Source organism: Halorientalis sp. IM1011, from assembly GCF_001989615.1.
GTDB lineage: Archaea > Halobacteriota > Halobacteria > Halobacteriales > Haloarculaceae > Halorientalis.
This window is the reverse complement of sequence record NZ_CP019067.1, coordinates 2726102-2739175: the sequence shown is the minus strand read 5'-3', so window position 1 is coordinate 2739175 and position 13074 is coordinate 2726102. Positions and strand designations below refer to the sequence as shown.

The 13074-nt window shown below is 66.5% G+C and carries 13 protein-coding genes and 1 tRNA gene; 5 read left to right on the top strand and 9 right to left on the bottom strand.

The features are described 5' to 3' along the window. Positions 1-27: 27 nt before the first annotated feature. The 3 genes from BV210_RS14160 to BV210_RS14150 all read right to left on the bottom strand — a co-directional run bounded on the left by BV210_RS14160 (position 28) and on the right by BV210_RS14150 (position 1584). Entirely contained in the window at positions 28-966 is a 939-nt protein-coding gene (locus tag BV210_RS14160) for an alpha/beta fold hydrolase (protein WP_077207276.1), read from the bottom strand. 237 nt (positions 967-1203) lie between these two features. Continuing rightward, a tRNA-Val gene (locus BV210_RS14155) sits at positions 1204-1278 on the bottom strand. A gap of 42 nt (positions 1279-1320) precedes the next feature. Then, positions 1321-1584: a hypothetical protein gene (locus BV210_RS14150; protein WP_077207275.1), complete on the bottom strand. Its 264-nt coding sequence runs from the start codon at positions 1582-1584 to the stop codon at positions 1321-1323. A gap of 274 nt (positions 1585-1858) precedes the next feature. On the opposite strand from BV210_RS14150, the gene BV210_RS14145 reads away from it, so the two are divergent. After that, positions 1859-2803 carry an MBL fold metallo-hydrolase gene (locus BV210_RS14145; RefSeq protein ID WP_077207274.1) on the top strand — a complete coding sequence of 315 codons (945 nt, stop codon included), beginning with the start codon at positions 1859-1861 and terminating at the stop codon, positions 2801-2803. Between the two features lie 24 nt (positions 2804-2827). On the opposite strand, the gene BV210_RS14140 is transcribed toward BV210_RS14145, so the two are convergent. After that, positions 2828-3364: a cob(I)yrinic acid a,c-diamide adenosyltransferase gene (locus tag BV210_RS14140; RefSeq protein WP_077207273.1), complete on the bottom strand. Its 537-nt coding sequence runs from the start codon at positions 3362-3364 to the stop codon at positions 2828-2830. 78 nt (positions 3365-3442) lie between these two features. On the opposite strand from BV210_RS14140, the gene BV210_RS14135 reads away from it, so the two are divergent. From BV210_RS14135 to BV210_RS14125, 4 genes are all read left to right on the top strand, one after another. Further along, positions 3443-4033, top strand: a complete 591-nt coding sequence (locus tag BV210_RS14135; protein ID WP_077207272.1) for a rhomboid family intramembrane serine protease — start codon at positions 3443-3445, stop codon at positions 4031-4033. A gap of 66 nt (positions 4034-4099) precedes the next feature. Beyond that, complete coding sequence (locus BV210_RS20305; protein WP_172824903.1) at positions 4100-4267, top strand: hypothetical protein; 168 nt, start codon at positions 4100-4102, stop codon at positions 4265-4267. 376 nt (positions 4268-4643) lie between these two features. Further along, complete coding sequence (locus BV210_RS14130) at positions 4644-6245, top strand: methyl-accepting chemotaxis protein (protein WP_077207271.1); 1602 nt, start codon at positions 4644-4646, stop codon at positions 6243-6245. Continuing rightward, positions 6238-6975, top strand: coding sequence for a bacteriorhodopsin (locus BV210_RS14125; protein WP_077207270.1), 738 nt, complete (start codon positions 6238-6240; stop codon positions 6973-6975). Before BV210_RS14130 ends, BV210_RS14125 begins: the two co-directional genes overlap by 8 nt. A gap of 2 nt (positions 6976-6977) precedes the next feature. Here the strand turns inward: BV210_RS14125 and nikR are convergent, their stop codons facing one another. The 5 genes from nikR to BV210_RS14100 form a co-directional block, all read right to left on the bottom strand. Continuing rightward, a complete protein-coding gene (gene nikR / locus BV210_RS14120; RefSeq protein ID WP_077207269.1) occupies positions 6978-7409 on the bottom strand; it encodes a nickel-responsive transcriptional regulator NikR in 432 nt (143 codons plus the stop codon). Between the two features lie 60 nt (positions 7410-7469). Further along, positions 7470-8927: an aminomethyl-transferring glycine dehydrogenase subunit GcvPB gene (gene gcvPB / locus BV210_RS14115; protein ID WP_172824902.1), complete on the bottom strand. Its 1458-nt coding sequence runs from the start codon at positions 8925-8927 to the stop codon at positions 7470-7472. Then, positions 8924-10261, bottom strand: coding sequence for an aminomethyl-transferring glycine dehydrogenase subunit GcvPA (gcvPA, locus tag BV210_RS14110; protein WP_077207268.1), 1338 nt, complete (start codon positions 10259-10261; stop codon positions 8924-8926). The genes gcvPB and gcvPA overlap by 4 nt, the downstream gene beginning before the upstream one ends. An 81-nt stretch (positions 10262-10342) precedes the next feature. Further along, the gene (locus BV210_RS14105) at positions 10343-12205 is read right to left on the bottom strand and encodes a sodium:proton antiporter (protein WP_077207267.1); all 1863 of its coding nucleotides are present in this window, start codon (positions 12203-12205) and stop codon (positions 10343-10345) included. A gap of 447 nt (positions 12206-12652) precedes the next feature. Further along, positions 12653-13066, bottom strand: coding sequence for an SRPBCC family protein (locus BV210_RS14100; protein WP_077207266.1), 414 nt, complete (start codon positions 13064-13066; stop codon positions 12653-12655). Between the last annotated feature and the right edge of the window lie 8 nt (positions 13067-13074).

The window sequence follows — 13074 nt, the reverse complement described above, 5'->3', positions numbered from 1 at the left end:
CCGACCCCGAGTTCCCCCGCCACCGTCTTAATCGACCGGATCGACTCGCTGTCCGTCACGGCCCCATGTCGTCCCGCAACAGTGACGATCCAGTACGTCACCCCTGCACCGGAGGAGCGTTCGGAGATGGTCGGCGTCGGCGACCGTCTCCACCTGCGCGCCAGGAATCCGCTCGGCGAGTCGACGGACGCCCGCTATCGGGACGTTCGCGTCGGCGTCCCCGTGACAGAAGCGGACCGGCAGGTCGATGTCGTCGAAGTCGATGCCCCACCCCGAAGCCGCGTGCTGGAACTCGGTGACCGCACCCGACCGGTGTGTGGCGAACGCTTCGACGAAATCCGAACGGACCACATCGGCGATCTCATCCGGGATCGTCTCGGCCTCGTCGGTGTACTGAGAGACCACGATGGACGGATCGAAACGCCTGGCCAGCCACGTCTGCCCGCGAAAGAGTCCGCCGAGTAGCGAGGGCGTCCGCGTCGCTAGCCCATGCAGGAGTCGCTGGATCGCAGGGTCGTCCCCCGTGTCGGGTGGTGTCGCCCCGGAGATCACGTCGACCCGATCGACACGCTCCGGACAGGTGGCTGCCGTCGCGAGTGCGTACGGACAGCCACCCGAGAACGCGATCAGCCCGGCGCGTTCGACGCCGACGTCGTCCAGCACCGCGGTCACGACAGTCGCACAATCACTGACCGACCGCGCTCGCCACGGCGACGACGCCCCGAACCCCGGCCTGTCGGGGGCCAGAATCCGGACGCCGCGCTCCCGGGCCGCCGTGTCGAACAGTTCCCCCAGTCGCCGCGATCCAGGCGTGCCGTGGAGGAAGACGACCGGCGTGCCGTCCGGCGAACCGTACTCCGCGTAGGCGAGCCGTCGCCCGTCGGAGACCGAGACCGTCCTCGGACCCTCATCGCCGCCACCACTCTCGGAGCCGGATCGACCGGTCTCTCGTGTTTGCGTTGCCATACCCGTTGATACCAGTCCGTTGCGTGAGAGGATGGTGGCGGATGCATACGGTGGTTTATACGCTGACACCGGAACCGACATCTGCGTGACTCACGGTATCCTTCAAATGTAGGAAGGAAGCGGATGGGTTGGGGCGGATTTGAACCAGAGGAAGACTCACTTCGTTCGTCTTCCAGGGTTCAAACCGCCGACCGCTTCACTCGCGGCGCTCGTGAGTGAGCGCCGCGAGAAGTTCAGTGGGTTGGGGCGGATTTGAACCGCCGGCTTTCTCCGTGTGAAGGAGATATCATAACCGGACTAGATCACCAACCCGGCGCTCGGTGCTACCCCTGCGCCGGACTTAAGGGTTACCTCTCAGGCTTCCGTCTTCCGGTAGGTGTCGATCTTCTCCCGGGCGTCGGCGATGGCCTCCTTGGCCTCACCCTCGGCACGCCCCTGTAGCTCTTTCAGATCGGCCCGGATCTCCGCAAGCCGACCCGGCTCCGGTTCCTCGTCCTCACCACCCCTGACGTCCTCGATCCGCTCCTGAATCGGCTCCAGTTCTTCCACGACACCTTTTTTCGCCGTCTCGCCTGCACGTTTGAGGTAGTATTGTGCGTCTTCGAAGTGTTTGTTCATATCCGTTGGTACGCCGAGGACAGATAAAAGGTTTGTGCCACTACAGTTTTGACCCACCGGAGGGACCACGATCCGATCGACAGTCCACCCGATCACAAGCTTTTTCAATCTTTTAGGCATACCTAAAACCGGCTGCGACCCTGCGGCGGGGTCGGCCACGCGTCTGTCCCAACGCGTCCACCATGCATCCGGCCGACGGGAATTCCGTGGGCATGGTCTCGCCGGCCGGTTTTTCGACACAACCCTATTGGTCGACCGGTGGGTACGAGTGTGCATGTTCACACAGCTCACGGTGCCCACGCCGTTCCAGATCGGGGCGGTCGACGCCTACCTCGCCGGACGGACGCTGATCGATCCCGGCCCGAACAGCGAGGAGGCCTGGTCGCGCCTCCTCGACGCGCTCGAAGAGCGGGGTCTCTCCCATGCCGACATCGAGCGCGTCGTCGTCACCCATCCCCACCCCGATCATTTCGGACTGGCCAGTCGGTTCCGCGACGCCGGCGCGAGTGTCGTCGCCACGCCCGACGCCGCCGGAATCATGGCCGACTTCGAGGGCCGCTTCGAGCGTGAGCGCGCCTTCTTCACCGACTTCTTCGAGCGCTGCGGGATGGCCCGCTCGACCGCCGAGACCGTCACCAGCCTCCCCGAAGCGTTCCTCCGGTACGCGCCCGACGTAGAGACGGACCAGAAAATCGTCTCGGGCGACACACTCGTCGTTCACGACACCGTGCTCGACGTGGACGAAGTGCTCGGCCACGCCGACGGGGAGTGCATCCTCTCGTTCGATTCCGAGGGAGAGCGCCGAGCCATCGTCGGCGACCACGTCCTCCCCGAAATCACACCCAACCCCTTCCTCCTCCCGCCCGACGAGGACGGCGAGCGCCCGCGAGTGCTTCCCGCCTACAACCGATCGCTCGACCGCCTGCGCGACCGGGAGTACGACCGGCTGCTCCCGGGCCACCGCGAGGTGATCGAAACCCCGAGCGAGCGGATCGGCGAAATCCGCGAGGCTCACGAAGACCGGACTGACGACGTTCGCGAACTGGTCGACGGCCCGACCACGCCCGTCGACGTGATGGACGGACTGTTCGGCGATCTGCCGGCGACGGAGGGGTTCGCCGGCATGAGCGAGGCGGTGGGACACCTCGACGTGCTCGAAGACAGAGGCGAGGTGACGCGCCGGGACCGGGGCGGCGTCCTCGTCTACGAACCGGTGTGACCGGGCCCCGCGCCGACTCCAGCCTCAGTACGTCGGGCTCTCCTCGCGGACGCCCTCGCGCTTGTTCACGACGCGCGCGAGCGTGAACAGGCAATCGGAGAGCCGGTTGAGGTAGACGATGGCGGCGTCGTTGACGCCGGCTTCCTCGCTCGCGAAGGAGACCGCCCGGCGCTCGGCGCGGCGACAGACCGCGCGTGCCTGGTGGAGTTTCGTGCCGGGGTCGCTCCCGCTGGGGAGGATGAACCGCTCCAGCGGGTCGAGTTCGTCGTCGTAGTCGTCCATCCACGATTCGAGTTCGTCGACGTGCTCGTCGGTGATCTGTGGGTCGTCTTCGTCGGGGTCGGGGTTGGCGAAGTCCGCCTGCACGACGTGGAGGTGGTTCTGGATCGACCGCAACTGCTCGTCCACGTCGTCGTAGCCCGTCGGACGGACCACACCCACGAGGGCGTTGACCTCGTCGACGGTTCCGTAGGCCTCAATCCGCGGGCTGGCCTTGGAGACGCGGTCCATGTTCCGGAGGTCGGTCATCCCCTCGTCACCGCGACCGGTGTAGATCTTCATATTCGTACTGGGGCTGCCAGCGTCTTATAGCTCCCCCGACGGCGACGGAGTTTACTTCTCGGCCGTCGCTACACCTGTATGGTCACCGGCCGGAGTCCCACGATCACGACGCTCACCGTCTTCGTCGTCGTCTTCCTGCTGGAGTGGATCGCGCTCCCGCTCGGGCTGTTCGGCACGCTGTTCGTCCTGACGCCGCCGGCCAGCGTCGATCCCTGGACGCTCGTGACGAGCGTCTACGCGCACGCGACTCTCCAGCACCTGCTGGTCAACTCCGTCGGACTCCTGCTCACCGGCGTCGTCCTCGAACGCGCGACGACCCGCCTGCGCTATCACGCCTTCTTCGTGACGACCGGCGCACTCGCCGGCCTCGCACAGATCACCGTCGGCACCGCTCTGGGCTCCGGATCCGGCGTCCTGGGGGCGAGCGGCGCCATCTTCGCGTTCATGGGCTATCTCCTGACGGGCAACCGCCTCACCGACACCGTCGTCGTCGGCGTCTCGCTGTCCGGTCGCGTCCAGTTGCTCGTCTTCCTCGTGATCGCCGCCGTCGTCACGCTCACCACCGGATCGGCCCGCGCCGCGCTGATCGCCCACTTCACCGGCCTGTTCGTCGGGTTGCTCGCCGGCCGGGCACACCTGCTACGGGCCGACCGATCCCGTTCGATATAGCACTCAGCCGTTTATTGCCCCACGAAAATCGGGACGTTGAACTGTTCGGCCGTGAAACCGACTGGTATGCCGATGGAACTCGACCGATCCTGTCCGAACTGTGGCGAGGAAAAGACCTTCTACCGGGCGGCGAGCACGGAGCTCCACCTCGGCCAGAAGGTCAAGTGGCACTGCCCGGACTGTGACTACGGCTTCGTCAAGATCAACGGCATCGACACCGGCGCGGAAGCGTGACAGCCGTCCACAGCTAACGTCGTGGGCTTTCGTCCCGTACTGCTGTAACCCTCTCGACACACCGGCGTTCTCCACCGCCAGCTGTCGCCCGCACGACCGAATTCTCCGATAGTTACCCGTCTACCGCCCATTCTCTCCTCGATCTGGCCTCGCGTAGAGTGAATCAAGCGTTAGCGTCGGCCAGAACGGTACATTCGCTGCAACCGTTCGAATTCGAGCGTACGGTCATAAATCAGATAACGCGATATCAAACCATCGATACTTGTGGAATTCGAGACTCGAGTGATTCGAGAGGGCGTGTGGACTGGGAACGTGGATGCATCGAGCGGTGAAATCGCCGAAAACCGTAAACACGATAGTACGAAAGATAGAGGACATGTCCGAATCGCTTACCGAACGTATCGCGTCGCGGTACAGCCAGCGCATCGGTGTATCGCTGGCGACGACCCTGGTCGCAACGCTCGTGTTGGGCGGCATCTTCACCGTCCACGCCGCGACTACCGGGGCTGGAGTTCCGGCACTGGCCGGGACACTGTTCGTGGTCATACTGCATCTCGGCCTCCTCGGGCTCGTCCTCGGCGGGAACGTCGGCGTCGAACTCCGTCAGTTGACGGCGGTCGCCGAGTCCATCGAGGACGGCGACCTCGACGTGACACCCGAATCCGACCGCCCCGACGAGTTCGGCGAACTGGCGGCCACGCTCGACGACATGCGGCTGTCGCTGGACTCCGCGTTCGACGACTCCGAGCAGGCCCGCCAAGAGGCCGAGCAGGCTCGCCAAGAGGCCGAACAGGCGAAACAGGAGGCTGAGGAGATGACCGAGACGTTGCTCGACCGGGCCGACGACATCGGCGACGCGATGACTGCGGCCGCCGACGGCAACTTCACCCGCCAGCTCGACGAGGACGCCGACATCGAAGCCATAGAGCGCATCCTCGTGGCGTACGAGGAGATGGCGGACGGGCTGTCGGTGACCGTCGAGGAGATACAGTCGTTCGCGGGCGAGGTCCAGACGGCTAGCGAGGCGGTGGCCGACGACGCGGCGACGGTCGAGGACCTCAACGCCAGGCTCGCGACGGACATCCGCGAGCTCGCAGAGGACATCGGCGATCAGGCCGAACGGCTGGACGCGGCCGTCAGCGAGGCCAACGACCTCTCGGCGTCGATCGAGGAGGTCGCCTCGACGACCGACGAGGTCTCACAGCAGGCCTCGGACGCGAGCGAAGTCGGCGAGACCGGCGTCGAGCGCGCCCAGCAGGCCGTCGACGCCATCCGCGAGGTCGAGGACGCCGTCCAGCGGCTTGGCGAGCAGGTGGGTGAACTCGACGACCGGATGGACGAGGTGGCGACGACGACGGACCTCATCGACGAGATCGCCGAGCAGACGAACATCCTCGCGCTGAACGCCAACATCGAGGCCGCCCGCTCCGGCGAGGCCGGCGACGGGTTCGCCGTCGTCGCGAACGAGGTCAAACAGCTGGCCGAGGAGACCCAGACCTCCATCGACGAGATCGAGGAGATCGTCACGGCCGCCCGGGCCGACGTGGACACCGTCACCGACGAGATGGCGGCCACGCGCGACCGGATCGGCGAGAGCGTCGGCACCGTCACCGAGACCGGTGAGACCATCGAGGAGTTGATCGAGACCGTCACCGACGTGGACACCGCGATGAGCGAGATCGCCCGCGCCACCGAGGACGGCGCGGCCGCCACCGAAGAGGTCGCCGCGACCGTCGGCGACGTGCGGTCGGCGGCCGCCGACGTGGCCGAGCGATCCCACTCGCTGGCGGACACCGCCGACGATACCGCAGAGACGATGCAAGACGTGCGTGGACGCGCGGACGAACTCGCCAGCCGGACCGCGGATCTCCAGCGGCGACTGGCGACGTTCGAGACCCGCGACGTAGACGACGCGACCGATCACGGGATGAGCGGAATGAACGCCACCGCCGCCAACGCGGGTGGTGACGATGATTAGTCCGACGACCGTCTACGCGGTGACCGGCGTCCTCTACACCGTCGTCTTCGCGGCGCTGTTCCTCTGGCTCCGGCGGATTCCCGAGCAGTACCGCCGTCTCTGTCAGCTGGTTCTGGCGGTCATCGCCGTCTCCGCTGTCGGGATGTTCCTCGATGCGGCACGGGTCGGGATTCTCGTCGTGAACGGCACCGAGCTCACGATACCGACCGTGGTGAGCGATCTGGTCGCCTATTCCGTCCTCTGGGGAATCGCTGCACTGCTCGCCGGCGTCTCCCGCAAGCTGCTGGCCGTCGCCGTCGGGATTCCGCTCCTGCAGCGACTGTCCTTCAGCGTCGCGACCGTCAGCGGCGGCGTCGTCGCGTTGCTCGCGCTCGGAATTTTGATCGGTGGCCACATCTTTTTGATCTACTTCTACCGCAACCGGATCTGGGCGGTCGCACAGTCGCTGCCCGACAAACAGCGGCTCCTCCACTGGAAGTCCCGGAATCTCCTCCTGTTCCTGGTCGGGATGATCATCGTGTTCTCGGTTCTCGCGCTGTTCGGACTGTTCGACACGTTCGTCTCCAACGTCCTCACGCAGTACATGAACCTCCTGATCCGCGCCGGCTTCGCCGGCTTCCTCTTCGCCAACGTCACGAACGTCGACATCGGGGACGCAGCCGACGGCCTCGTCGACGAACTAACCGGTGACACCGGCGGCGACCCCACCGACCCCGAACCGGCCGACTGATCTCAACTACCGCCGCCCAGCGCTCCGTTCAACCCGTCGACCGGAATCACCGAGTAATCCACCGTCAGCGTGTCCTTCGTCGCCCGGATCTTGCCCACGAAGGTCGAGATATCTTCCAGTGAGCCCTCGAGGATGAACAGTTCCATGCAGTAGGCGTCACCGACGTGGTTGTGGACGTTCGACTGGACCAGTTCCTCGTGCTGGTGGCGCAGGTGCATCATCCGCTCCTCGACGCTCGTGGTCTCGTAATTGAATAGCACGGTGACCACACCCATCAGTTCCCGATCTTCGAGGCGGCGGTCCTCGAACTCCCCCAGCAGGTTGCGCGCGGCCTCCCTGACGACTTCGCTGCGGCCGGTGTAGCCGTGGCCGTCCGCGAACTCGTCGATACGTTCGAGCAGTTCGTCCGGCATCGACACGCTGACGACGGTCATATATTAATCCAGCGCGGCTCAGCTATTAAGGATTGGCAAGCACCGGCCGCGTCGGGATCGTCACACGTCGTCGTCCAGCGACTGCCAGGAGAGTCGCGGGTTCCGGGCCGCCGCGACCTGGTCGATCCGGCGGGCACTGGTCTCCTCGGGGGCGGCCCCGAGGGTCGCGTCGTCCTCGTCTGCGACGGCGTCGAAGGCGGCCGCGAGTTGATCGAGCGTCCGCTGTGACTCGATCTCGGTGGGTTCGGTCATCAGTGCCTCGGAGACGATCTCGGGCCACTTCGTCGTCGGCGGGTGGACGCCGTAGTCGAGCATCCGTTTGGCCACGTCGGCGGCGTCCTGCTCGCCCGCGCTCGCGACGAACTCGTGGTGGAAGGGTCCGAACGGGACCTCGTATTCCACCTGCTCGGCGAGGTAGTTCGCGTTCAGGACGGCCTTGGCGCTGGCGTCGCTCAGTCCGGGATCGCCCAGCCGAGCGATGTAGGCGTAGGCCTTGATCAGGACGAGCCAGTTGCCCTCGAAGCCGTGGACCTTCCCGACACTCTGTTCTGGTTCGTAGCGCTCGTACCCGGTCCCACCGGATCGCTCGCGCACGTGCGGTGTGGGCAGGAACGGTGCCAGTTCGGACTTGACGCCGACGGGACCAGCGCCGGGCCCGCCGCCGCCGTGGGGCGTCGCGAACGTCTTGTGGACGTTGTAGTGCATGATGTCGAAGCCCATGTCGCCGGGGCGAGCGCGGCCGAGCAGCGCGTTGAGGTTCGCACCGTCGTAGTAGAGCAGTCCACCCGCGTCGTGGACGATCTCGGCGATCGCCTCGATATCGCGCTCGAAGAGACCGAGCGTGTTGGGGTTGGTGAGCATCAGCGCCGCGGTGTCCTCGCCGACGGCCGCTTCGAGGGCGTCCAGATCGACCCGGCCGTCCTCGGCACTGGGCAGTTCGACCACGTCGTAGCCCGCTAGCGCCGCGCTCGCGAAGTTGGTGCCGTGGGCGGTGTCCGGGACGACGATCTCGTCCCTGTCCTCGCCGTTTGCCTCGTGGTAGGCCTTCGCGAGCAGGATGCCGGCGTACTCGCCGGCCGCGCCCGCCGGCGGCTGGAGGGTGACCGCGTCCATCCCGCCGATCCGGCCGAGGTAGTCCTGCAGACCGGCCATGATCGCGAGTGTTCCCTGTACGGTTCCGTCGGGTCGGTCCGGGTGGACCGCGCCGTCGGGGAGGGCAGCCACGTCCTCGGTGAACTTGGGGTTGTACTTCATCGTACAGGACCCCAGCGGGAAGGGGCCGCTCTCGACCCCGTAGTTCATCTGGGAGAGGCGGGTGTAGTGGCGGGCGAGTTCGGGCTCCGACAGCGAGGGCAGTTCCAGCGAGTCGCGGGTGAGGTCGTCCGGCAGCGGCGAGTCGTCGCCGCCGACGTCGACCGCCGTCGTGTCTTTCTCCGAGAGCAAGGGTTCGTAGCGCTCTTCGGAGTCGGTCCAGCGGGCCTGCTGGTAGCCCAATTGATCGGGTGTCTCCTCGCTCATGGTGCCACCTCCGCCATCGCGTCTACCAGACCGTCCACCGCCCGCTCCGTCCGCTCGGTCACACAGATCTGCAACTGGTGTTCGCCGACGGTGTGGACGGCGTACCCCCGATCCCGGAGGTCCCCCGCGATGGCCGCCGCGGGCTGATCGGTCCGGGCCAGGAACTCCCGGAAGTGGTGGCGGTCGTGGACGGGAGCCTGTACACCCTCGATCTCGTCGAGGCGAGCTGCCAGATCCTGTGGGTAGCGCACGCAATCCTCGGCCAGATCGACCAGTCCGTCCGGGCCGAGCCACGCCGCGTGGATCGCCGTCCGCAGCGCCACCCACGCCTGGTTCGTACAGATGTTGGAGGTGGCTCGTTCCTTCCGGATGTGCTGTTCGCGGGTCTGCAGGGTCAGGGTGTAAGCCCGCCGACCGCCGTCGTCCTCGGCCGCCCCGACCAGTCGACCGGGGACCTGCCGGAGGTACTCCTCCCGTGTCGCGAACATCCCCAGCCCCATCCCGTAGCTACGGCCCAGACCGAGGGTGCTTGCGTCGCCGATCACCACGTCCGCGCCGACGCTCGCTGGTTCCTCCAGCAGCGCGAGCGCCACCGGATCCGAGCCGAGACAGAACAGCGCGTCGTGGGCCGCGGCGAGGTCGCCGACTGCCGACAGCGACTCCTCGATCACGCCCCGCACCGTCGGCGTCTCGGCGTAGACCATCGCCACGTCATCTCCAATCGTGCCTTCGAGGGCATCTGTGTCGACGGCCCCGTCGTCCATCGGATAGGACTCGACGGTGACGCCCACGCCCTCGGCGTAGTTTTCGAGGACCTCGCGCCGGCCGGGTGCGATGTGGGCGGGGACGAGCACGCGGTCGCCCGAGACAGAGCGGACGCGCTGGGCGAGCGTGGCGGCCTCGCCGAGCGCCGTGGCGGCGTCGTACATCGAGCAGTTGGCCACGTCTAACCCAGTGAACTCGACGAGCATCGACTGGTACTCGAAGAGCGCCTGCAGGAAGCCCTGCGCGACCTCGGGCTGGTACTGCGTGTAGGAGGTGAGAAACTCCGAGCGGTCGGCCAGGTGGTCGACGAGCGACGGGACGTAGTGGTCGTAGTGGCCGCGGCCGAGCAGTTCGGTCAGGTCGTCGTTGCGCGACAGCGTGCGCTCGACGTCGCGACGGACCTCGCGCTCGCTCCCGGGGTCGATACCGAACTCGTCGGTAAAGCGGACGGCCGCTGGGATGTCGAACAGTGCTTCCTCGCTGTCGACGCCGACGGCGTCGAGCATGGCCGCCGTCTCCGCCTCGGTGTGGGGTGCGTAGGGGCTCCCACGTGTGTCGTTGTCGGTCATGGTAGGTACCGCAGGACGGCGCGGCCGTCCTGTGAGTCTGAGAGAGTGTTACGTCCGGGCCAAAAAGAGTGTCCCGGTTGGTTACGCGGTGAAGTAGTCGATAGCCTCGCGGACGGCTTCCGTCCGGCCGATGATCGTGACGTGATCGTCGCGTTCGATCCGGTCGTCGGCGTGGGGAATGCGGTTCTCGTCGTCCCGACCGATCAGGCCGATGTAACAGTCCTCGGGGAGGTCGTCCGCCAGGTCGGCGACCGTCCGGCCCGCCGCGGCCGCTGCCGTCACCTCGATCTCCTGAACGTCGCCAGTCCGGTCGAGTTCGGTCATCCAGCGGGCGATGGCCGGCCGTTCGATGACGTTGTCCATCGACCACGCGACCGACATCCCGGTCGAGATCGCCTCGATGTCGAGGTCCTGAAAGGCGTCCTCGTTGTCTGGCTGGTTGACGCGGGCGACGACCGTCTCCACGTCGAATGTGTTGCGGGCAAGCTGGCCGACCAGCAAGTTCACGTCGTCATCGGGGGTCGCGGCCGCGACTACCTTCGCGTTGTCGGCCCCCGCCGACAGCAGTACGTCCCGGTCAGTTCCGTCCCCGTGCGTGACCCGGTAGCCCGCCTCGCGGAGGGACTCGACGGTCTCGGAGTCCTGTTCGACGATCGTGACCTCCTCGCCGCGGTCTTCCAGCCGGTCCGCCAGCGCCCGGCCGATTCGACCGCCGCCGACGACGATGGTGCGCATCGGAATCACGTCAAGCGCCTGCGCGATGTGACGGGCCAGTCCCCCTTGAAAGGCCACGGTCGCGAAGATCACGAGAAAGACGGTACCGACCAGCGTCGTCGCCGCTTCGGGCTGGCTCTCGCCGAGCTGGAGAGCGAACAGCGTCACGACGCTGGCCGGGATGATCCCCCGTGGCCCGATGGCGCTGACGAACAGTCGCTCACGGAACGTGAACCGGCCACCGATCGTCGAGAGAAAGACCAGCAGCGGGCGGACCACCAGCGCGACCACGAGGACGACAGCGATCCCGCCGATCCCGAGCGACCGCAGGTCCGACAGCGAGAGCAGGGAGGCCAGGACGACGAACACGAAGGTCAACACCACGAGCGTCACGTCGCCTTTGAACTGCTCGATCTGTTCGCGATAGGGCAAGTCGACGTTGCCCAGGAGGAAGCCAGCGCTCGCGACGGCGGCGATGCCCGATTCGGCGACGCCCAGCCCGGCCTCGGCCACGCCGTACGCGACCAGCGCCGACGCCAGAACCACGAGCCGTGCGTTCCGTGGCGCGTTCTCGGTGGGTAGTTCGACCCGGGCGAGCAACAGCCAGACGACGCCGGCGACGGCCACGCCTACGAGGACCCCCGCCCCGAGCCGGTAGGTGAACTGCCCGATCAGCGTCGGCAGGCCCTCGCCCTCCAGCAGCAGATACTCGAACATCACGATGGCGAGGATCGCGGCCGTCACGTCGTTGACGACGCCTTCGGTCTCCAGCGTCGTCGCCACACGCTCGCGAACGGGGACGACCTCCAGGATCGGGGTGATGACCGTCGGCCCGGTCGCGATCAGTAGCGACCCGATCAACAGGGCGAGTTCCCAGGAGGTGCCCAGCGCGAAGCGCACGACGAGGGCCGTCCCGAGGTGGGAGATTATCGCCCCCAGCGTCACCAGTCGCAACGTCTCCCGGGGCGCTTCCCGCAATCGGTCGATTTTGAGCGCGAACGCCCCCTCGAAGACGATGACGGCGACCGAGAGACCGACGATGGCCGACAGCGACCCGCCGTCGATGGCCGTCGGCGTGATGATGCCCAGTCCTTCGGGACCGACCGCGACACCGGCCGCGAGCCAGAACAGGACGCTCGGGACGCTCAGCCAGTCCGAGAACAGCTGAGCGGCGACGCCGACGCCGACGACGGTGACGACGAGCGCGATGAGTTCGGTCGACGCTGACACGTATGCGTATCGGAAATCCAGTACGCGAGCGTCGAAAGTGTTCCGTTCGTTCGGTTCAGGACGGTTCAGCCAGCCGTGCCGTTCGGCAATAAATTACATATCGCTATATCAAATTGGTGGAGCGGCCGAGTCGCTGGACTGGACCGACGAGCTTGACGGAGGCGATATCCCGTCGGCACAGCGCACGAGGAGAGCGTCCGGGCCGACGACGGCCTCGACGGCAAAGAGTATTTCGTGCTCGTCGACGACTACGACCCCCAGGCCGTGGAGAAAGCTGTTCGAGGCAGATATCGGCCCGGGTTCTGCTGGGGGATCCACCAGCAGAACCCGGTGAGTTCCAGGTTCCGGTCGGAAAACGATGAACCGGTTCGGCCAGGTCGGTCGACAGTGCCGGCGAGAACACGGAAGCGGCCGTCTGAATCGGAGCGGGACCGGGACCCACCGGCGTCAGGTCAGGTTCGATTCGAGCCAGTCGAACTGTTTCGTGAGTTCGCGCCGCCGCTGGCGTTTGATCACCGTCGCGTCGAGGACGGCACCGACCACCGCCACGTCTAGCTGGAACTCGGTCGTCGCCGTCACCCGGGTTCCGCCGTCCTCGGCCGCCACCTCGTAGGTCGTCCACATCTCCTCGAAGATGCCCTCGTCCTGTTCGTAAGCCAGTTCGACGTCGTCACGGTCGACGATGGTGAGCGACAGTTCGATGGCGGCGAGGCCGAAGCCGTTGACGATGGTCAGGTCGTCGCCGTCGACGCGGGTCTCGTCGAAGCCCGCTGCCGCCATGAACGGTTGGACGTCGGCCATCGCGTCGCGGACTGTCTCGGGGTCGGCGTCGAACGTCCGGGTGACACTGACGGATTCCATACGTCGAC

Excerpts from the sequence above, each read along its gene's own strand:
- BV210_RS14160 (WP_077207276.1), bottom strand. The coding sequence starts at position 966 with ATGGCAACGCAAACACGAGAGACCGGTCGATCCGGCTCCGAGAGTGGT.
- BV210_RS14150 (WP_077207275.1), bottom strand. The coding sequence starts at position 1,584 with ATGAACAAACACTTCGAAGACGCACAATACTACCTCAAACGTGCAGGC.
- BV210_RS14145 (WP_077207274.1), top strand. The coding sequence starts at position 1,859 with ATGTTCACACAGCTCACGGTGCCCACGCCGTTCCAGATCGGGGCGGTC.
- BV210_RS14140 (WP_077207273.1), bottom strand. The coding sequence starts at position 3,364 with ATGAAGATCTACACCGGTCGCGGTGACGAGGGGATGACCGACCTCCGG.
- BV210_RS14135 (WP_077207272.1), top strand. The coding sequence starts at position 3,443 with ATGGTCACCGGCCGGAGTCCCACGATCACGACGCTCACCGTCTTCGTC.
- BV210_RS20305 (WP_172824903.1), top strand. The coding sequence starts at position 4,100 with ATGCCGATGGAACTCGACCGATCCTGTCCGAACTGTGGCGAGGAAAAG.
- BV210_RS14130 (WP_077207271.1), top strand. The coding sequence starts at position 4,644 with ATGTCCGAATCGCTTACCGAACGTATCGCGTCGCGGTACAGCCAGCGC.
- BV210_RS14125 (WP_077207270.1), top strand. The coding sequence starts at position 6,238 with ATGATTAGTCCGACGACCGTCTACGCGGTGACCGGCGTCCTCTACACC.
- nikR (WP_077207269.1), bottom strand. The coding sequence starts at position 7,409 with ATGACCGTCGTCAGCGTGTCGATGCCGGACGAACTGCTCGAACGTATC.
- gcvPB (WP_172824902.1), bottom strand. The coding sequence starts at position 8,927 with ATGAGCGAGGAGACACCCGATCAATTGGGCTACCAGCAGGCCCGCTGG.
- gcvPA (WP_077207268.1), bottom strand. The coding sequence starts at position 10,261 with ATGACCGACAACGACACACGTGGGAGCCCCTACGCACCCCACACCGAG.
- BV210_RS14100 (WP_077207266.1), bottom strand. The coding sequence starts at position 13,066 with ATGGAATCCGTCAGTGTCACCCGGACGTTCGACGCCGACCCCGAGACA.